The sequence below is a fragment of the Paenibacillus wynnii genome (assembly GCF_000757885.1).
Taxonomy (GTDB): Bacteria; Bacillota; Bacilli; order Paenibacillales; family Paenibacillaceae; genus Paenibacillus_AQ; species Paenibacillus_AQ wynnii.
Genome location: NZ_JQCR01000002.1, coordinates 459,417 through 480,839, shown reverse-complemented (window position 1 = coordinate 480,839; position 21,423 = coordinate 459,417). Strand labels below are relative to the sequence as shown.

Below are 21,423 nucleotides of genomic sequence, written 5' to 3'. Positions count from 1 at the left end.
ATTCTGACTGCCCGCAGTAACCATTTCGTTCATTAAGGAAAGGCAGGGACAACTCATGAGAATATTATATTTGGATTTGGATTCACTTCGCCCGGATCATCTGGGATGCTATGGCTATCACCGGAATACATCCCCGAATATCGATTCAATCGCCAAAGAAGGAGTCACCTTTACCAACTACTATTGTTCAGATGCTCCATGTTTGCCGTCCCGTTCCGCATTAATGTCGGGAAGATTCGGCATTCACAACGGGGTCGTAGGACATGGCGGCACCACTGCCGACATGCGCAGAGATGGGGTCAACCGGGAATTCAATGACCGCCTTGGCATGGAGAGCCTTCCAGCAATACTAAGGCAGGCTGCCATGAAAACCGCATCGATCAGCACGTTCTCCGAACGGCATTCCGCCTGGACATTTAACGCCGGTTTTCAGGAGGTGTTCAATGTTGGTGGAAGAGGGCATGAGACCGCAGAGCAGGTGCTTCCTGTGGCGCTTAAATGGCTTGAGGATAACGGGAAGGCCGAGAATTGGTTCCTGCACCTGAATTTTTGGGATCCGCATACACCTTATCGTACACCCGATAGCTACGGTAATCCGTTCGGCAACGAACCCTTGCCGGAGTGGCTAACTGAAGAAGTCTTTGAGCTTCACCGGAATAAGAAGGGACAACACAGTATTGAAGACATGAATGCGCTTGCTAAATCGCAATACAATGGGCACATCAGGCATAATCGACCTATAGAGAAACATGATGACCTGAGAGTTATTATTGACAACTACGATGCTGCGGTCCACTATCTGGACGAGCACCTTGGGCGAGTTTTCTCTAAGCTGGAACAACTTGGCGTCATGGAAGACACGGCCATCATTATCAGTGCGGATCATGGAGAGAACCTGGGTGAACTGGGGATTTACTCTGAACACGGCACGGCTGACGAGGCAACCTGCCGCATACCGATGATTATTCGTTGGCCTGGCGGTATGAGAGGAGCCATGGATCACGGGCTACATTATCACCTTGATCTTGCGCCAACATTAGCAAGCATGCTGAACTTTAAAGGGGCACCATCCTGGGATGGTGAAAGCTATGCCGACGCTATTCTGGAGGAACACTCGTCCGGCCGGGAGTATCTTGTAATTTCACAATGCGCTCATGTGTGCCAACGCAGTGTCCGCTTCAGGGAATGGCTGTATATCCGAACCTATCACGATGGCTATCATGGATTTCCGAAAGAGATGTTGTTTGATTTGAAGCATGACCCTTATGAACAACATAATCTCGCCGAAGAATGTAAAGAGATTTGTAAGGAAGCTGTGTATCTGTTGAACGAATGGCATGATAGTATGATGGGCTCCATGGACTGTGATATCGATCCATTATGGACGGTATTAAAAGAAGGAGGACCCTACCATGCAAAGGAGTATGCAAACTCCTCCATTCATATTATATATGACGAATGAAACAGCGTAACACCCACAAATCTTTTGTTGATATCGCCAATTCATTGCAATATCATTTGTAGAAGAATTGCCATTGAAAGCTACCGCGCCAAAAAGGGGAAGTTGTATCATGAGTTTTATAAGGTGAAGCGGTAGGAGGGAAATAATTACTTCAAACTAGTACCCGTTAATAATCTAGAGTTAATAAAGCGACTTGTCTGCGGATGAGCCGCTTTTTGTTTTTACTATGTCTCCACTGTAGGTTGTTCATCTGTTTTCCTTAGTTCTTGCCCGTTACTTGCACCCAAGGGGCATGAGTAAGCGTATCGATATCATTCTTAAGTAAAGACATTTTAGTGAATTTGAAACGTTTCCAAAAAAGATATTGAAACGTTTCCAATTTGGTGCTATTATAAATTCCATAGAGAGTTCGGGGGTGTTAAATGACAAGTATTAAAGATGTAGCTATCGTAGCCGGTGTTGCTGTAGGAACCGTATCCAGAGTCATTAATAACTCTGGCGCTGTAAAACCCAAGACCCGCAAAAAAGTAGAGGAAGCCATACAAGAACTGAATTATTTCCCCAATGAAGTGGCCCGAAATTTTAAGATGCAGAAATCCAAGATGGTAGCTCTGCTACTTCCTAGCATCTGGAATCCATTCTTTTCTGAATTGGCTTATTACATTGAGGATGAATTGGACCGGGAAGGCTATAAGCTGATGCTATGTAACAGCGGAGGCAAGCCCGAAAAGGAACTGTATTATTTGGATATGCTCCGGCAGAACCAAGTGGCGGGTATTGTTGGCATAACTTACAATGATATCGAGAATAATGTAAGCAACGACATTCCGATTGTGAGTATCGACAGACACTTTAACAAGAAGATTACCTGTGTGACCTCAGATAATTATGAGGGAGGACGTCTTGCTTTAAGGGAGCTTGTGAAAGCGGGAGCCAAGAGACCGGCTTTTATGGGAAGCGTCACTTCTGTATTTAGTGAAACCATGAACCGGAGACTAGGATTCATTCATGAAGCGGAAGCTTTGGGAATCGACTATGTAATCTACGAGAAGCCGGATCCCATTGTGGATGACAAAGCCTATATTAACGAGTTCCTTAGCGAGCATGGCGATGTTGATGGCATTTTTGCCATTACCGATATGTTGGCTGCCAACTATATAGACAAAGCACGCAAGCAGGGCATTCGTATTCCAGAAGATGTGAAGGTCGTAGGTTATGACGGCATTCAGGATAATTCTTATTTTCATCCTATCCTATCAACGATCAGGCAGCCGGTGGAAGAGATGGCACGCATGACAATCAGACTGCTCTATAACAAGATCAAAGGCATACCTTTAGATAAACAAGTGTATCGTATCCCTGTTATATTCAAACAAGGTGAAACTACATGATTTCATTTGGATCGAAAAACATCAGCGCATCCTGTGTAAGTACTCTACAAACTGTTGTTTTTCTTCCTGAATTGGAAACGTTTCAATAATGCTCAGGAACGTCCAGTTCTTAAAAAAGATCTTAAAATCATCAGGCTTTCCGGTTGATTCTTGGTATAGATCTACCGACTGAGGTTTTTCTAAACTAAAATTGGAAACGTTTCAAAAACGAAAATCTTTAACATGAAAGGGAGAATAAACGTGAATTCAATACCCAGCGAGGTGGATCTTTCCCTGATCAAACCAAAACGGAAAAGATGGGGCCGGGTCAAACGTGACTACGAACTGTACCTGTTTTTACTGCCGATCATTATTCTGTATCTCGTATTTAAGTATTACCCGATGTATGGGGTGCAGATTGCTTTTAAGGATTTCTTACCAAGTCAGGGTATCTGGGGAAGTGAGTGGGTAGGATTTAAGCACTTTATAGACTTTTTCAATTCCTATAACTTCTGGACAATCATGAAGAACACGCTCTCACTCAGTTTACTTTCGTTGCTGTTTGGTTTCCCGGCTCCCATTATCATTGCTATTATGCTAAATCAGATGCTAGGCAAGTCATATAAGAAATTTTTGCAGACAGTAATTTATGCACCGCACTTTATATCTACCGTAGTACTGGTCGGAATGCTTAATGTTTTTCTGTCTCCAAACAGTGGAATTGTGAATCACCTAATTACCTGGCTCGGAGGAAATCCCGTTCTGTTTATGGCCGATGCAGGCTGGTTCCGTCCTTTGTATATATTATCCGGGATATGGCAGGAGACAGGCTTCGCCACGATAATATACCTGGCTGCTCTTGCTGGGGTCAATCCCGAACTTCATGAAGCTGCGACTATGGATGGAGCAAATAAATGGAAACGGATACTCAATGTTGATATCCCAAGTATTTTGCCGACAATCGTTATCCTGCTGATTCTCGCACTCGGCAACATTATGAGCATAGGCTTTGAAAAAGCATTCCTTATGCAGAGTGATTTAAACTATGCCACCTCCAATATTATCCCTACCTATGTATATGAAATGGGGATTCAGAAAGCGCAATACAGCTTTTCAACGGCAGTTGGCCTGTTTAACTCACTGATCAATATTATTCTGATTTTCACTGTTAACCGTATCGCCAAAAAGCTGACAGAAACCAGTCTGTGGTAAGGGGGAATTCATCTTGAATCAATTATTGAAAAGAAAAAGCAGAGGGGATGTATGGTTTGACGTCATCAACTACGTTCTGCTGACCAAAATTATGCTGCTCGTATTATTTCCATTGTACTTTGTACTAATTGCCTCATTTAGTGATCCCAATTATATCTACTCTGGTGAGGTCTGGTTGTTTCCGAAAGGCTTCACACTGGATGGTTACGAGCGGATATTCAATGATTCCTCCATATGGATCGGGTATGCCAATTCGATTACATATGCGACTCTCGGTACATTAATCGGAGTAGCCGTGACTGTGTTTGCCGCCTACCCGTTAGCCCGCAGAGATCTGGCCGGAAAGTCTGTGATCATGTGGTTTCTGCTGGTCACTATGTTTTTTAGCGGAGGGCTGATTCCAACCTATCTGCTGATCAAGGATCTTCACATGCTGAATACGATGTGGGCTCTTGTCATTCCAGGGGCAGGCGGTGTATTCAACGTCATCATTGTAAGAACCTTTTTTCAGTCGTCCATCCCGGATGAGATGTGGGAAGCGGCTTCGATTGACGGATGTTCCAATACGAGGTTCTTCTGGAGCATCGTCCTGCCTTTATCCAAGTCCATCCTGGCGGTAATGGTGCTGTATCATGTAGTCGGCTTCTGGAACGGTTTCTTCGACGCTTTGATCTATCTGAACGATGAGAACAAGTATCCACTACAATTGGTGCTTCGCAACATCCTTATCCAGAATCAGGTCAACTCCGGCATGATGATCGATGTGGAATCCTATGCAGCCAAGATGCGCGTTACAGAACTAATCAAATACGGTGTCATTATGGTATCCAGTCTGCCGTTGCTCATCTTGTATCCTTTCCTGCAGAAGTACTTTGTTAAAGGTGTAATGATCGGTTCGATCAAGGGATGAGATGGATTGGATTTTGAAAGGGGGGATGTACAGGATCAGATGAAGACTCAGGATAAGCAATATATGATTTGAGCTTGTGGAACAAAATAAGGGGAGGTTATGTAGAATGAAATCTTTATTCAAAGGTGCAGGAATTGTAGTGTTGGCTGGTGCGTTTGCGGTAAGCGGATGTTAGGGAAATGGTAATGGGGCTAATAATCAGGCTGGCAATCAGAATCAGTCTGGTAATAAAAATCAGGAAGCCAATTTCAATCAAACCGGACTTCCGATTGTTAACAAGGCAGTTTCATTAAGAATGGTATCCCCGAAAACTTCATTGGCACCGGAGTTCTCGGAAATGGAAATTTTCAAACGTCTGGAAAAGGATACCAACGTAAAAATTAACTGGGAGAACATTCCTGACACTGATTATACAGAAAAGAAAAACTTACTGATCGCGAGCGGTGATTTGCCGGATGCCTTTTATTCAGCCGGATTCACTGATTTCGAGTTAATCAATTACGGTAAAGATGGAACCATTATTCCGCTGGAGGATTTAATTGAACAGTATGCGCCTAACCTGAAAGCGCTTCTCGACCGCCGGCCTGATATCAAATCCTCGATTACAGCACCGGATGGACACATCTATGGGCTGCCATCCTTTGAAGAGAATAACTTGGGAACCAACCCCTTCTTTCACGTCATCAATAAAAGCTGGCTTGATAAGCTAGGGCTGAAGGTACCACAAACACTGGATGAATACACTGAAGCCCTGGTTGCCTTTAAAACACAGGACCCGAACGGCAATGGGAAGCAGGATGAGATTCCACTAAGTTTCATGCATATGCAGTGGTGTATGGACATTGCCGGACTATTCGGGGCTTTTGGCCTTCCGGATAATCTGGAGCACCGGGTCGTCCGCGACGGGAAAGTTATTTTTACCGCAACTCAGCCTGAATATAAAGAAGCTCTGAATTATTTCCATGAAAAATGGTATAAGAAGGGTCTGATTGATCCAGAATCCTTCACCCAGGAAGCAGCACAATATCTGGCTAAGGGTAAAACAACCGATGAGACGCTGGGATCTTACGTCTGGTGGGAAGTCGAAGAAGTTGTCGGAACCGAGCGCGCCAAGGATTATGTTCTGCTATCTCCGCTTAAAGGACCGGATGGGGATCAAACGATTGGACGTGCCAATGGCGGTGGTCCAGGACGCGGATCTTTTGTAATTACCAAAGCCAACAGTAATCCGGAAGTCACCATGCGTTGGATCGACCAACAGTATGAAACTAACATGGCTGCTCAAATCCACTGGGGTCCGCTTGATATCGTGTATAAGAAAGACGAAAACGGAAAACTGGTAAATCTGCCGCTTCCTAATGGAGTCTCTGCAGGTGAATTCCGTCAAAAGGTTGCTCCGGGATCGGGCGCACCTGGTGTCATTGCTTTCGATGATTTCGGAAAAATTGTAGATATGGAACCGCGGGCTCAGCAGCGCTCCAAAGATCTGAAGCAATATTACGATCCTTATATGGAAAAGGAAAACTATCCGAGCATCTTCTTTGAGCAGGAGGAATTAGACAAAATTAACAAAATTGAGCCTGAACTGATTAAGTATGTAAATACCCAAAGAGCTGGATTTATTGTGGATGGCAATGCAGATGAAGGCTGGGACAGCTATCTGAAGGCACTCGACAAGATGGGTTTAAACGAATTACTGGAAATTTATCAAACAGGTCTGGATCGCTATAACGCAAATTTGAAAAAATAAATAAATAGATGATAGGTGGGGAGAAACTGTGCTTGATGTTATCGCCATAGGAGAAGTATTGATAGACTTTACTCCGGCAGGGCGTTCAGCAGGGGGGAACGAGCAGTTTGAATGCAATCCGGGAGGAGCTCCTGCTAACGTAGCCGCTGCGCTATCCCGATTAGGATCCAGAACAGCAATGATCAGCAAGGTCGGGGAGGATCAATTCGGTTCTTTACTGCACCGAACACTGCTAAGCAGCGGTGTTGATGTATCTGATGTATCTTTCACAAATGAAGCGAATACAACGCTGGCTTTTGTCCATCTGGATGACCAGGGAGACAGATCGTTCAGTTTCTTCCGAAAGCCGGGAGCAGATACCTTCCTGCACTCGAAGGATGTTCCGCTGGGTCGGATTGAAACCTGCAAGGCTCTGCATTTTGGTTCATTGTCCATGACCCATGAACCGGCCCGTACCGCAACAAGGACGGCAGTTCTAAAAGCCAAGGAAGCAGGGGTGTTGCTCTCGTTTGACCCGAATATCCGATTTGCGTTATGGGAGAGTAAAGAGGAAGCCAGGCAAAATATTTATTGGTGCATGAATTACGCCGATATTCTGAAAGTTTCGGAAGAAGAACTTTCTTTTATAACAGGTACGAGCGACGTTGAAAAGGGCTCGCTTGAGCTCCAGCAACAATTTGAAATCGCGTTAATTGTCGTGACTTTAGCGGAAAAAGGCTGCTATTACCGTGTAGCAGGTCAGGATGGTTATGTGCCGGGGTTTAAGGTCAAGGCCATCGATACGACAGGTGCCGGCGATGCTTTTCTGGGCTGCCTGTTACATAAGGTACTGGAAAACGAAAGTTCTTTGCACGATCTAACTAGCCAGCAAATGAGCAGCATGCTGACCTTTGCCAATGCCGGTGCAGCGTTAGTAACAACACGGAAAGGGGCTCTTGGGTCTATGCCGACGACAGATGAGATTAACCAGATGATAGAGTTCGAGAGCAATAAACAGTTTAATGCCGATCGTTTCAGACCGGGGCTTCACTTTTCACCTCCCTCCAATTGGGCGAATGATCCGAACGGATTAGTCTACTATGAGGGGAGCTATCATCTTTTCTATCAACACCATCCTTTTGGTAGTAAATGGGCACCCATGCACTGGGGTCATGCTGTAAGTCAGGACCTTGTTCACTGGGAGCACGCGCCTATTGCTTTATTTCCGGATGAGCATGGGGCTATATTCTCCGGCTGCTGTGTAGTTGATTGGAATAATAGCAGCGGATTATTTGAAGATTCCCATGGACTCATCGCGATCTTTACGCATGCGGATATTCATCCGGAGACGAGACAACCGCGTCAGCGGCAGAGCTTGGCTTACAGCAGCGATAAAGGTCAAATCTGGCATAAGTATGACGGGAATCCTGTACTCGCCGAGGATGATCTGATAGACTTCCGGGACCCAAAGGTGTTCTGGCATCCGCAAAGCGAGCGGTGGGTTATGGTTATTGTTGCGGGAGATCACGCCAGGTTTTATGCTTCTACAAATTTGCGTGAATGGTCGCTGACTGGAGAATTCGGCAAAGGAGAAGGCTCACACGAAGGCGTTTGGGAGTGCCCCGATCTGTTTGAACTGCCGGTTGATGACACCGGAAACTCCAAATGGGTACTTATCATAAGTATCGGGGATCATCCGGACTGCCCGGAAGGATCGCGTACACAATATTTTATTGGTGAATTCGATGGAAATACGTTCATTAATGATAATCCAGCTGACCATATCCTATGGCAGGATTATGGCAGGGACAACTATGCGGGAGTTACCTGGTCGGATATTCCTGAACAGGATGGACGGCGCGTGATAATCGGGTGGATGAGTAACTGGAAGTATGCCAACGAGACGCCTACCGGTTCCTGGAGAGGTGCCATGACACTGCCCCGCGTCTTGTCACTGACCAGCGAAGACGAAAGTGTAGTGCTGACCCAAATGCCTGTCCGTGAAATACAACAGCTGCGCAAAGGATCAGTTAACTGGAAGGAAGTCACAGTTACACCTGAGACCCCCTTTATAAAGAAGATGAACGAAGATCTGCTGGAAATCGAAGCAGATATCGATATCCGGTCCGGTGAAGAGGTTCATATTGGGCTGAAATCCTCGGGGCTGAGTGAGATTGTTATCGGATATGACCCTGTTCAGCAATGGCTATTCATTGACCGATCGAAATCGGGTGTGACTGATTTCCACCCTTCGTTCGCATGTAAGCACGGTGCCAAAATGGTTGCAAAGAATGGAAAGATCAAGCTGCAGATATGGCTAGACCGCAATGCGGTTGAAGTGTATGCCAACAATGGCCTGGTTGCACTGACCGATCAAATTTTTCCTGATGCTCCAATTGAAAAAGTTGAAGTAAGCACGCAATCCGGGCAAGTTGTATTAGATTCGCTGCAGATCCATACTCTTAAATCTATCCATATTCCGGACGGTGTCTTAGAACAGAAATAAGGGAGGAATGATGAATGGGTCACATAAACGTCGATCAAGGACTGATAATGCACTGGGCCTTTAATGAAGGCACCGGAGCAAGCGCTTTGGAAAGCGTGTCCCAAGTCCAGGATGATATTCAGTCCATCTATAATCAAGCGGAGTTTACCGAACTCTCTGGTCCGCAGTGGAGACAGGGCGTAACGGGAAGCGGACTTCTGTTCGACGGTTACTCCACTTCTATTGCCCACTCGGTGAATGAAGAAAACACGAAAGGCGAGCAGGAATTCCTATCAGCACTAAGTATAGGAGTATGGTTGGCACCGCGTTCCTATGACTTAGGTCATCAAGGAAAGTTGACTGCTATTGTGAACCGCCACAATATGGAGCGTAAGCAAGGTTATCTTCTAGGCATGTTTCGGCACGGGTCTTGGTCCTTTCAGGTTGGGCTGGAAGGAGGAAACTGGAAGGAGCTTTGGTCTCCGGAAGGTTATGAACTGCCCAAGAATGAATGGTCATACGTGAACGCCGTGTTCGACGGGAATCAAGGTGAAATCAAGCTATATTTGAACGGCAGTGAAATAGCTTCTAGTGCCGTGCCTCGCGGTTCCCGATTACTTGAGGCAGTGGACATGGATCTTCTTATTGGCAAGAATAATCAGAGCAGCCTGTTGGTAGAAGTATTCAGCCTACAGATGTTCAGCGGTATCATCGATGAGCTGAAGTTCTATAAACGGGCCTTAAGTGCAGAGGAAGTGGCCGCTTCTTATCAGCATGTGCTAAATTCTGCATATGGGGGTGTCCATCCGCAAGTTCAATATGACCAGATCAAGCTGGACCGTACACCTCTGCTGACGGATCGGCACAGACCACAGTACCATGTGAGCCCACCTGCTCATTGGATGAACGAACCTCATGCACCGATCTATTTTGACGGGCAATATCACTTGTTCTATCAGCATAACCCGCTTGGACCGTTCTTTTATCATATCCATTGGGGACATTGGGTAAGTAAGGATCTGGTACATTGGCGTGATCTTCCAGTAGCCCTGGCACCTGAAAAGGATCAGCTTGCACCAGACGGAATCTGGTCGGGAAGCGCGACTTATGATGCAGACGGCTTGCCTGTCTTATTCTTTACGGCGGGAAATGACAGTGCTTCGCCGAATCAGAGTGTTGCACTTGCCCGAAGTACTTATTCCCAGGATGAAGACTCGGATTTGGTTCAATGGGTCAAACATCCGGAGCCGCTCATCGTACAGAAGAAAGGAATGGGGGTGTTCGGGGATTTCCGGGACCCGTTCGTATGGAAGGATGAGGACGGCTGGTATGCCTTGGTTGGGTCTGGAGTGGAAGGCGGAGGCGGAGCAGCGCTGGCATTTGCGTCAGAGGACATGCTGAACTGGACGTACAAAGGGCCATTCTTTGAAGCGGATATTCTGAAGTTCCCATATCTTGGACCTATCTGGGAGCTTCCTGTGTTTCTCCCTCTTGGTGCTGACAAAGATGGCCAACATAAACATCTCCTATTGGTCAGTCCAGTGGGAAAGGGAGCTGATGTCGAGGTATTCTATTGGATCGGGGAGCTTGATAGACACAATCTTTTATTTATTCCAGATCAAGCAGAGCCAGAACTGATTGACGTTGGTGATTTTCATTTTACTGGCCCAAGCGGAATGGTGGATCCAAAGACGGGCAGAAAAATTATATTTACAATAGCTCAAGGCGACCGGACATCTGAACTTGAATACCAATCGGGCTGGGCCCATAATGGCGGCTTGCCGCTTAGTGTATATCTGAGGGAGGACGGACGGCTGGGAATCGAGCCGATTCAGGAACTTCAGTCCCTGCGCGGTACTAAACTGCTGTCGTTTCGGGACAAGTCTTTGGCTGAGGCTAATCTATCGCTAAGGGATGTTCAAGGTGACATGCTTGAAATTCAAGTGGAACTGGAACCCTGCAGTGCAACACAACTTGGAATCAAAGTCCGGTGTTCACCGGATGGAGAAGAAGAAACATTGCTGTATTATGATTTTAATGAAAATATGCTCTTGGCAGACCGGACGAAAACGACTCTGCATCCGGGTGAAAAGGGTAGAGGGGTTCAAGGAGGGAAGCTGGAGCTGCTAGGAGAGAATCTGAAGCTTCACATCTATTTGGACCGCTCCATGGTTGAAGTCTATGCCAACAGTCTGAAAAGCCTTACGACCCGAGTATATCCAAGTCGTAAGGATGCTGTGGGGTTAGAGTTCTGGGGAGATGGAGAACCACTTGTTAAATCTGTGGAGATTTGGAATATACAGTCCATTTGGTAGCTGAAGCGCTTTGGCGCTTCTTGCCATTGGGCTCAAAGAAGAACGATAAAGAAGATTTGAATTAAATTAATTGGAAGCGCTTTATTTAATTTCTCTCCTTTCATAGTTTATGACTATTCATCCTTGTACTAGGAGAGCATCTCGAAATTAGGTATGAAGGAGGCTCTTGAATGAGAAAAGCTAAAGGTAGAAAACCTTGGATATCCAAAATGGTGATAGGGGTTATAGTTCTCCAGCTGGTTGCTCCCGGAATCTCGGTGGCAGCTAAGCCAGGTTCTAATGTTAGAGAAACGACCCTTCCAAAGGCAAATATAGGATTGTCCGTTACAGATGCGGTCTATCAGAATCCAACTGAAGGTTTGAGCTCATCCGTCACGGATACGGTCTACCAAATTGAGAACCCAGGTTTTGAAAATGGGGATATGTCTGGTTGGACAGTTGTCAGAGGTCAAGCTTTCGGTGAGAACAGCGTATCGGACGAAACCACTTGGTGGGCGGAAAAAATCCCGTATAACCAAGAGGGGGATTATCATCTAAACGGCTGGAAGTATGACGAGGCTGCTACAGGAGTACTACGGTCCAGCATTTTCGAACTCGAAGGCAGCGGTTGGATTAGCTTTAAACTCGGGGCTGCAAAAAATCCTGACAAGGTATATGTAAATATCGTAGAAGCGGATACGGGTCAAGTGATTGCTAGATATGGGAATACCGCATTTGCAGACGTAGGCTTTCCAAATCCCGACCAGGGCTTGCGGCTTGCCAATATGGAGCAATACAAGGCGAATCTATCCGATTATTTGGGCAAGAACCTATATGTGGAGATCGTAGATAATGCAACCTCAGACTGGGGACTGATTTTTGCAGATGCTTTCTTTATGTATCATGAATCCGAGCCTGCCGAAGGTATCATTGCCACGGATATCAAGCCGGATTTCAAGCGATACCAGGTAGATAATCCAAGCTTTGAAACAGGGGATCTGACCGGGTGGACCGTTGTGGAAGGTGAAGCGTTTGGTTCAAACAGCGTATCGGATGAAACTACCTGGTGGGCGGAAGATGTTCCTTACAATCAGGAAGGAGCCTATCATATAAATGGTTGGAAGTATGCCGAATCTGCGACAGGTGTGCTTCGTTCCAGCACCTTTGAATTAGGAGGAACAGGCTGGATTTCCTTCAGACTGGGCGGAGGCAAGCATACAGATCAGGCATATGTCAGCATCAGTGATGCGGATACGGGAAACTTAATTGCCAGATATGGCAACAGCGAATTTAACGATTCCGGGTTCCCTGACCCGGAACAGGGCATGAGACTCGCTAATATGCAAGAGTATAAAGCTGACCTGTCCAAGTATATCGGCAAGAGACTATATATAGAGATCATCGACCATGCACTCTCGGATTGGGGTGTGATATTTGCGGATGCCTTCCATACATTCAATGAAATTGTACCGGAAGAGGGTATTATGGCCGACAACATTATCCCGACCGAAATCGCGAATCGCGGCTTTGAGACTGGAGACTTTGAGGGCTGGGTGGTTGAGGGAGATGCTTTTCAAGTGACCGATGAAGGTGGTGCCGGAAAAGAAGGCAACTTCTATGCTAAGTCCACCAAGGAAGGGAAGGGCTCAATTACTTCCAGTGCCTTCACACTTCATGGAAATGGGACGATTAGCTTCACCATTGTAGACATCGTTCATCCGGAGGATGCCTATGTCGCATTATATGATGCTGGCACTAACGATCAGCTTGCAAAAACCGGGGTTGTCGGTTCCAATGAGAATATTTCCTGGAACATTCAAAAATATTTCAATAAGAGGCTTTATATCAAGGTTGTAGATCAATCCGATCAGGCTAGTATCTCCGTTGATGCTTTTCAAGCCAATGGAACGGGTATCATATTTCATATGAAATTTGATGAAGGCGCAGGAAAGAAGGCGCTTGAGGAAATGCAAAATCTTCAACATAATGTAAATTATGTGTTTAATAACGCCAGATATATGGCCTCCAAGGATCCGAGATGGACTCCGCGCGGAGTAAAAGGCGGCGCCCTGTTGTTTGATGGATACTCAAATTATATTGAGGTCAATGCAAAGGATACCCTTCAAGTAAGCGACGCGCTAACGATCGAAGCGTGGGTTGCTCCGCGCAGCTATGAATGGGGAGACGGCAATAAGCTGTCTGCAATTGTGAATCAATCCGATCAGGAAAAGGCTGAAGGATTCGCCCTAGGGATGTACCGGCACGGATCATGGTCCATGCAGGTTGGGATTGGCGGCCAGTGGATTCAGGTATGGGTTAAGGATCACCCGCTTGAGAAATACAAGTGGAATTATATAACGGCCACCTTCGACAAGGGAGCTGGAATGATTAAGCTGTACCTGAACGGTGAGGAAGTGGCTTCCCAAGCAACCCCCCTCAATGTTCCAATCACATCATCTACAGCAAGCCTGCTTATCGGGAAAAATAATAAACCCGTAGAACTGGCGGGCCTGTTCTCGTATAACATGTTCAGTGGACTTATCGATGAAGTGAAACTGCAGAATAAAGCGCTCACGGGTCAAGAGATCCTTGCTGAATATGAGAGTGTAAAGTCGCTTCACAGCGGCGCGATTCCGGAAATTGCAAATGGTGATATCGATGAAGACCCCAGTGTTCTCGACGGTGATCAGCATCGTCCGCAGTACCATGCGATGCCTCCGCAAAACTGGATGAATGAAGCGCATGCACCGATTTATTATAACGGCAAATATCATTTATTTTATCAGCATAACCCGCAGGGTCCATACTGGCATCAAATCCACTGGGGACATTGGGTGAGCGACGATATGGTACATTGGGAAAATGTGAGACCAGCGCTTGCACCTGAAGCGGGCACCCTCGATCCGGATGGTGCATGGTCTGGCAGCGCAGCGTATGACCGTGACGGAAAACCTGTTCTGTTCTACACCGCCGGCAATGACGCTCTATCGCCGAACCAAAGAACAGGGCTGGTAACTCCGGCCGATTTATCGGACCCTAAATTGGAGAAGTGGGAGAAACATCCTGAACCGGTTACAGAGCAGAATGGAAACGGTATTCATAACGAATTCAGGGACCCGTTTGTATGGTATGACAAAGAGACGGATAAGTGGTATCAGCTAGTAACATCCGGTCTTAAAGACTTCAGCAGCGGAACAGCATTGGTATACGTATCCGATGATATGTACAACTGGGAGTATAAGGGACCCTTATATGTCAGTGACAGAAGCCTTTACCCGGAGCTAGGCACGGTATGGGAATTGCCGGTACTGTTGCCGTTAGGTAAGGATAGCAAGGGCAAAGAAAAGTATATCTTCATGATCAATCCACATGAAAAGCCGGAGCATGTACCGCCAGCAAACGATGTGCAAAGAGATGTTGAGGTTTTTTACTGGATTGGAACCTGGGACAGGGATAACTTCAAGTTTATACCTGATCAAGACACCCCCTCCAAAATGGATGTGGGCGACGGATATTTAACTGCAGAGAGTGGTATGGTCACTCCCGATGGAAGAACGGTCGTTTATTCCATGGTGCAGAATGTAAGAACACCGCAGGCCGAATATCAAGCTGGATGGGCTCATAATTTAGCTCTGCCAGTTTCGTTAAGTCTGGATGAGCATGATGAATTGCGCATAGAACCGATTCAAGAATTGCAGAGTCTACGAGGTGCTAAATTGGTTGATTTTGCAGACAAAAAATTGCAGGCTGCCAATCAATTGATCCAGAAAGTCAAAGGCGACATGCTGGAGATTGTGATGGAGATCGAACCGGGCGAATCCCAAAAATTTGGTCTTAAAGTACGGCGCTCCGATAACGGCCAGGAGGAAACGCTGATTTACTATGACAAAACGAACGGAACTTTCAATGTGGACCGGACTAAGAGCAGCATAGATCCGGATGTGCGCGTGGATGGCATTCAAGGCGGATACGTGGATCTGGACGGAGAGAACCTAAAGCTCCATATTTTTCTGGATCGCTCGGTTGTTGAAGCTTTTGCCAATAACAAGAAAAAACTGACCACACGTGTGTACGTAGGAAGATACGATTCCTTGGGATTGCAGGTCTGGGCCGACAACGATATTACGGTCAAGTCGATGGAAGTATGGAATATGAATGCCTTGACGGGTGAACAGGCTGCTCCGGTCGATGTGCCTAACAACTGGGATAACTCCGTCCACACCGATATTACGGATCTGCCTAACCATGATTTTGCCACAGGCGACTTAACAGGCTGGACTACAGAAGGAGACGCTTTCCAAGATGTCCATGTGACCGGTGCCCAGTTTTTCTGGGACACGATCTACTTCAATCCGTCGCATAAAATTCCGGGCGGTTATCATTTGTGGGGCTTTAACGAAGAGGCCGGCGGTGACAGCTTGACTGGAATGCTGAAATCGCAGAATTTTGTCCTTGGCGGGAATGGTAAGATCAACTTCCTGATTAGTGGCGGGCGTGATATTGACAAGCTATATGTTGCGCTGATCCGGGCATCGGACGGTAAAGAACTATTTAAAGAGACAGCTACTAATTATGAGGAGTATCAAAGAAAGATTTGGGATGCTTCGCTGTATATCGGCCAGGAGCTTTATATCAAGGTGGTTGACCAATCCACAGGTGGTTTCGGACATATCAACGTCGATGATTTCAATGTACCGGTTAAGGTGCAAAATCCGGCGAATCCGTCTAACCCGAACGGTCCAGTTCATCCAACCACTCCTCCGAGTAAGAACAGCTTGTCATTCGAGATGAAAAAGGGAGAGCGGCAGGTGCTGTTCCCTGTGACTATGGCTGCAAATGACGGCAAGAATGCCCTGATAGTAAAAAATGCAGATGTGGAAGTCGAAGTTCCCGCAGAAGTACTAAAGGAACTACAATCGAAGGTCACGGGCAGTGAACTGGATCAAGCGAAGATCTCTTTTGAAATGGAAGTTTTATCTTCAGAGCAAAGCAAAGAACTGCTTGGGCTAGTCGGAGATAAGAATCAGGCAGTCATCTCTGCAACCGGAGAAATCTACGACTTCAAATTGTCTATTGTGAGGCCCGATGGAACGATGCTCACGCTTGAGAAATTCTCCAAACCCGTCACAATCAGGCTGAGTGCAAAGGAGAATTCCAACCAAGATCTGACGGGCATTTATTACATCGCAGATGACGGCAGACTGGAGTATATGGGCGGAGCCTTTTCAGACGATAAATGGACGGCGAATGTGAGTCATTTCAGTAAGTTTGCCGTCCTTACTTATGACAAATCCTTTGAAGATGTTAATGCTTCTTTTTGGGCCCATGACGTAATAAAAAGGATGGCTGCGAAACAAATTGTCTTAGGTGTAAGTGAAACGGCATTTGCACCGAAGCAAGAGGTGAGCAGGGCTGAATTTGCTTCCTTGATTACTCGTGCACTCGGAATAACAGCGACGAATTTAACTGCATTCAAGGATGTAGAACCCACGAAAGGGTACGCTTCTTCCATTGCCGCAGCATACGAAGCGGGAATTGTTACTGGAAGAAGCTTAGATACCTTTGCACCGGAGGAAACCATAAGCCGTGAAGAAATGGCGACCATGATTTACAAAGCATATCTGATGCATACAGGACAGAACACTGCCGGCAATCGCTTAAGTAATTTTAAGGATGCCGGTACGATTAGCGGCTGGGCTGCAAATGCGGTCGCTGCCATACAGGAGCTTGGCTTGGTCAGCGGCCGAGGGAACCAATTGTTCATGCCGCATGAACATGTAAACCGTGCAGAAAGTGCACAAATCATCTCGCTATTGCTTGACAAAGTCAATAAATAACCGCTATAGGAAAGCCGGGGAAGCAAGGTGATGGTCCTAAGGGATTGGCATGGGATATTGACGAGAGCGGTAAATCGTTCGTAACTGAATTCGGCTGGAAGGCAATACCGGCGAATGCCGAACCAGTACCGGCGGAATACGGCGGTGGGACTTTCAAGGACGGTACGAATTAGATCAATAATACAACGTTGAAGCTGACGAACATTAACCCGGATACCGGAGAAATGTATGACTACAACCTGTGGACTTCAACACTAAACCATAATCCGGATCCGGTTACCAAAAGTTGGCGTGAAGCCATGGGTGTTATGACGGCGAAAGAGTATTTTGTGAAGAACAACATGATTGAGGTCTCGAAACCATACTCCTGGAAAATGGTCTTCGCCAAAAAGGATGCTCAATACAACAAGCTCAAGGAAGAGATGATTACGAAATCCAAAGGTCTTGGGTACGACGAAGCGATAGCCTTTGAAGTCGGAAATGCTGAAAAAATGTCCCGTACCGGTTAAGTCCGGTGCGGGAATTTGTTTGTACCTGATCATCTGCATAAAAAGAAAGCCGGTTTCCAGATGAATCTGGAGAACCGGCTTTTATTTACATGAAGCTATAGAGCCGCACGCCGTGCGGCGGCACTGTGGTCCGTAGCACACCTGCGGCAAAATCGGCAGGCGTTCCGCTCCACATCTCGGTGCCGGCGGAGACTCCGCTCATGCCTATCTTTTCAAGGGCCAACTCCAGTTGCAGCGGATCCTCGCCGACGTTGAATACGGCAGCATAACGGGTGCCATCGGAGTGCCCGGCTGTCCAGACGATAAGATCAGCTCTGCAGAGCGCTTCTCTGGCTCCATGGCTCTCCCGGTGCATGCGAAGAACCTCCCGGTTGGTAAGCAGTGACAGCGTCCAGTCATCGTTATCCCGCAATTCACCGCCAAAGATTAGCGGAGAGCGGAAGATGCTCCAGAGCGACATCATCGTCAATTGCTCGTCACGTGTGAACCGGGTCCAGCGGTCCGCTCCGCCGCCATCCACAGAGCGGATGCCGATGTGCCCGAGCGGCAGCATGTCGCAGTCCGGCCAGCAGCCGGCCTGTGGTACACCCTGCCATTTCCGACAGCGGTCAAACATATCCAGCAGCAGCGACCACAGGTCCCAGAAGTCGTCTGTCACGCGCCACATGTTGGTATGCTCGGTGAAGAAATCCGCGTATTCCACCGGAGCGGGCCCCGGAGAAAGGCTTAGCACCATAGGGCGGCCGCAGCGCTTAATGGCCTTGGAGATCAAGGCGATCTCCGGCTGATGAGTATCGTATAGTCTGGAAGCGGCGATGTCGTCCACCTTCACCAGATCGACGCCCCATTGTGCGTATAGTTCAAAGAGAGAATCATAGTACGCCTGTGCCCCTTCTTTCGAGGCATCAACACCGTACATATCCGTATTCCACGGACAGATGGAGTTCGTATGTGCAATGTCACGTGCCGTCACAGGTGTACCTAAGATCGGGGTGGCGGCGTGGGCAGCCTGTCGTGGTATGCCACGCATAATATGAATGCCGAATTGCAGTCCAAGACTGTGCACATAATCGGCTAAGGGCTTAAATCCAAGACCGCCCGCTGCGGAAGGGAACCGGTTCTCCGCAGGCATAAGTCGGGAATATTCATCCATTACCAGCGGAACGAATGGCCGATACTGAGAGGAATTTGCATAAGGCTCGTACCACTGAATATCGACGGTATTATAGCTCCAGCCGAAGGCTTTGAGGTGTTCTGCCATATACTGCGCATTCCCGCGTATTTCTTCTTCTGTTACGGCCGCACCGTAGCAGTCCCAACTGTTCCAGCCAAGCGGCGGAGTAGGTGCTGCAAGCTTATGATCCATTATAGATCTCCTTTACTGATGAATTATTGCTCTTGTCATATTCATCATAATAAAGGTAATTAGTAATATCTATAGTAATCTTACGAGTGTTATAGCACTATATTGCGGTTAAGTTAATCAAAAAACAATTTGCGGTAGGCAAGGCTTTCGCCCCCGCTGCGGAAATCTCCCGGTGTGAGTCCGGTCAGGCTACGGAACGCTTTAATGAAATAACTCCCGCTGGAGTAGCCGATCTGCTCGGCAATGGCTTCAATGCTAAGGCTTGTTCCTCGAAGCAGCTCCATGGCCTTCTCGGTACGTACGCGGGTCAGATATACGCCGGGTGTCAGACCCATGCTGGCTGAAAAGCGGCGGATCAGGTGATATTTGGACAAAGAGACATGCTCGGACAGCTGATCGATGCTGATCATCTGTCCATAGTTATGCTCTATAAATTCGGCTGCACGCTTTACGTTCACTGACCAGTTGTCCCTGTTCCGCAGCGTAGTTACCTGCAATCTGGAGAGCTCTGTCATGAACTGGTAGATGCACGACGAGGCAATAAGAGGGTCCGAGATTCTGCCTGCTGCCGCATCGTTCACAATCATCCTTAACAGTCGGACTGGCGCACAGTCTGCGGGAAGATGAGGTACTTCACCTGCTTCGCGGAGGAATTTGCGCCAATGGGGCAGGATCAGATTTGGCCGGAACAACAGGAACAAGAATTCCCAAGGCGCTTTGGATTCCGGATGATAATAATAACGGTGGGGTCCTGGAATTTCGGCAAGGAAAGCCTGTCCGGCGGTGACACGGTGAGTCCGATTCCCCGATTCAAATACGCCTTCTCCCGAGAGGGTGTACTGGAACAGCAAGAGCGGCCCATCGTTGCGCTCGAGCCCATCCCAGCGATATGAAGGAGTAATGATTGAATCACACCCGGCCGCAAATAAAACGCATAGCTGGAGCTCCTTATCTTCCGCGAACCGAAAGCCGTAGGTGCCTTTGGACATGCCCATGGATGGCCTCCTTGTAGTGATAGTCTTCGGTAATAACTCCTATGATACAACCCCACTAGTATTTTTACTATTGGCTAAAAGAATACAAGCAGGATTTGATAGTCTTTCATTGAAAACAGAAAACACTTTTGTTACTGTTACAAATATAGAATTTGCGAAAGAAGGTTTAAACGATGTCCCCAACTCAAGTATTTAAAGCAACGGAGAAACATGTCAAAATCATTGGACGGACTCACTATTACAACGATGTTCTGTGGCTGGCACTCTCAGGTGGCGGCGTGGAATTTTCATTCTATGGTAAAAAAGCGGAGATTACATTAAAAGGTGATGGTATTGTCTCAACCCGTAATAATTTGGCCCGAGTCGGTATCAGCGTAAACGGGAATCGGGTTATAGACGATCAAATAGATAAACCACTGAAATCGTATACTGTATTTGAAAGCGATACCGAGCAGGAGGTCACAGTAAGGATCACAAAACTATCAGAGGCAGCGATGTCAACGGTCGGGATTCAGGAGATCGCTGTCAATGCTGCAGATGGAATTAAGCCAACATCGGACCGCTTACATAAAATCGAATTCATCGGGGACTCCATTACTTGCGGCTATGGCGTAGATGATGAGTATGAGCTTCATTCTTTTTCTACGGCTACGGAAGATGTCACGAAAACCTATGCGTATCTAAGTGCTCAGCAGCTGCAGGCTGATTACAGCATGGTTTCGTACAGCGGATACGGCATTATAACAGGCTACACTGAAAACGACCAAAAGCTTACCACGCATCTGATCCCGGATTACTATGAAAAAGTGGGCAAGTCTGAGGGGGAATTTGACGATACACTAGTGCCCCAAGAAATACGCTGGGATTTTACTAAGTTTGTGCCTGATCTCATTGTCATTAATCTCGGAACGAACGATGATTCATACACGAAAGAGGATATCGGCAAGCAAACGGAATATGCCCAGAAGTATGTTGAATTTCTAAAAATGGTCAGGCTCAACAATCCCCTTAGCTTAATTCTGTGTACACTGGGAATCATGGGAGATAGACTGTATCCTTTTGTCGAACAAGCAGTAAAGCAATATACACTGGAAACTGGCGATAGCAATATTACAGCAATGAAGTTTGACATGCAGCTGGCAGCAGATGGATACGCGGCCGACTTTCATCCATCCCAAGCCACACATAGCAAAGCGGCTGGAAAACTGACTGTTCAAATTAAAGACCTTATGCAGTGGTGAACATCATGTCCAT

Annotated in this window: 13 protein-coding genes and 1 pseudogene; 12 read left to right on the top strand and 2 right to left on the bottom strand. The window is 46.9% G+C overall.

The window, feature by feature from the left end; genetic code table 11:
• Positions 1–55 precede the first annotated feature (55 nt).
• The 10 genes and pseudogenes from PWYN_RS04900 to PWYN_RS04860 all read left to right on the top strand — a co-directional run bounded on the left by PWYN_RS04900 (position 56) and on the right by PWYN_RS04860 (position 17,808).
• Positions 56–1,462 (top strand): sulfatase family protein, encoded by a 1,407-nt coding sequence (locus tag PWYN_RS04900; protein WP_052087757.1) that lies wholly within the window; start codon positions 56–58, stop codon positions 1,460–1,462.
• Positions 1,463–1,884: 422 nt separating this feature from the next.
• Positions 1,885–2,853 (top strand): LacI family DNA-binding transcriptional regulator, encoded by a 969-nt coding sequence (locus PWYN_RS04895; protein ID WP_036649084.1) that lies wholly within the window; start codon positions 1,885–1,887, stop codon positions 2,851–2,853.
• Positions 2,854–3,075: 222 nt separating this feature from the next.
• Positions 3,076–4,044 carry an ABC transporter permease gene (locus PWYN_RS04890; RefSeq protein WP_036649082.1) on the top strand — a complete coding sequence of 323 codons (969 nt, stop codon included), beginning with the start codon at positions 3,076–3,078 and terminating at the stop codon, positions 4,042–4,044.
• 13 nt (positions 4,045–4,057) lie between these two features.
• Entirely contained in the window at positions 4,058–4,954 is an 897-nt protein-coding gene (locus PWYN_RS04885; RefSeq protein ID WP_036649079.1) for a carbohydrate ABC transporter permease, read from the top strand.
• A gap of 106 nt (positions 4,955–5,060) precedes the next feature.
• A pseudogene (locus PWYN_RS04880) lies at positions 5,061–6,704 on the top strand (ABC transporter substrate-binding protein).
• A 28-nt stretch (positions 6,705–6,732) separates the two neighbouring features.
• Positions 6,733–9,189 (top strand): PfkB family carbohydrate kinase, encoded by a 2,457-nt coding sequence (locus PWYN_RS04875; protein ID WP_036649077.1) that lies wholly within the window; start codon positions 6,733–6,735, stop codon positions 9,187–9,189.
• A 14-nt stretch (positions 9,190–9,203) separates the two neighbouring features.
• Positions 9,204–11,483 carry a GH32 C-terminal domain-containing protein gene (locus tag PWYN_RS04870; RefSeq protein WP_036649075.1) on the top strand — a complete coding sequence of 760 codons (2,280 nt, stop codon included), beginning with the start codon at positions 9,204–9,206 and terminating at the stop codon, positions 11,481–11,483.
• 170 nt (positions 11,484–11,653) lie between these two features.
• On the top strand, positions 11,654–17,299 hold the full coding sequence (locus PWYN_RS29900) for an S-layer homology domain-containing protein (RefSeq protein ID WP_084146598.1): 5,646 nt from the start codon (positions 11,654–11,656) through the stop codon (positions 17,297–17,299).
• Between the two features lie 44 nt (positions 17,300–17,343).
• Positions 17,344–17,472, top strand: a complete 129-nt coding sequence (locus PWYN_RS30260; RefSeq protein WP_276203405.1) for a hypothetical protein — start codon at positions 17,344–17,346, stop codon at positions 17,470–17,472.
• A gap of 15 nt (positions 17,473–17,487) precedes the next feature.
• Positions 17,488–17,808, top strand: a complete 321-nt coding sequence (locus PWYN_RS04860) for a hypothetical protein (protein ID WP_036649072.1) — start codon at positions 17,488–17,490, stop codon at positions 17,806–17,808.
• 85 nt (positions 17,809–17,893) lie between these two features.
• On the opposite strand, the gene PWYN_RS04855 is transcribed toward PWYN_RS04860, so the two are convergent.
• Both PWYN_RS04855 and PWYN_RS04850 read right to left on the bottom strand, forming a co-directional pair.
• A complete protein-coding gene (locus PWYN_RS04855) occupies positions 17,894–19,174 on the bottom strand; it encodes a glycoside hydrolase family 27 protein (RefSeq protein WP_036649069.1) in 1,281 nt (426 codons plus the stop codon).
• A 113-nt stretch (positions 19,175–19,287) separates the two neighbouring features.
• Positions 19,288–20,169, bottom strand: coding sequence for an AraC family transcriptional regulator (locus tag PWYN_RS04850; RefSeq protein ID WP_036649068.1), 882 nt, complete (start codon positions 20,167–20,169; stop codon positions 19,288–19,290).
• Between PWYN_RS04850 and PWYN_RS29515 the strand changes: the two genes are divergently transcribed.
• Both PWYN_RS29515 and PWYN_RS04840 read left to right on the top strand, forming a co-directional pair.
• Positions 20,162–20,365 carry a hypothetical protein gene (locus PWYN_RS29515; RefSeq protein ID WP_036649065.1) on the top strand — a complete coding sequence of 68 codons (204 nt, stop codon included), beginning with the start codon at positions 20,162–20,164 and terminating at the stop codon, positions 20,363–20,365. The two genes, PWYN_RS04850 and PWYN_RS29515, sit on opposite strands and share 8 nt — an antisense overlap.
• Positions 20,343–21,410: an SGNH/GDSL hydrolase family protein gene (locus tag PWYN_RS04840; RefSeq protein WP_036649063.1), complete on the top strand. Its 1,068-nt coding sequence runs from the start codon at positions 20,343–20,345 to the stop codon at positions 21,408–21,410. Before PWYN_RS29515 ends, PWYN_RS04840 begins: the two co-directional genes overlap by 23 nt.
• Positions 21,411–21,423 lie beyond the last annotated feature (13 nt).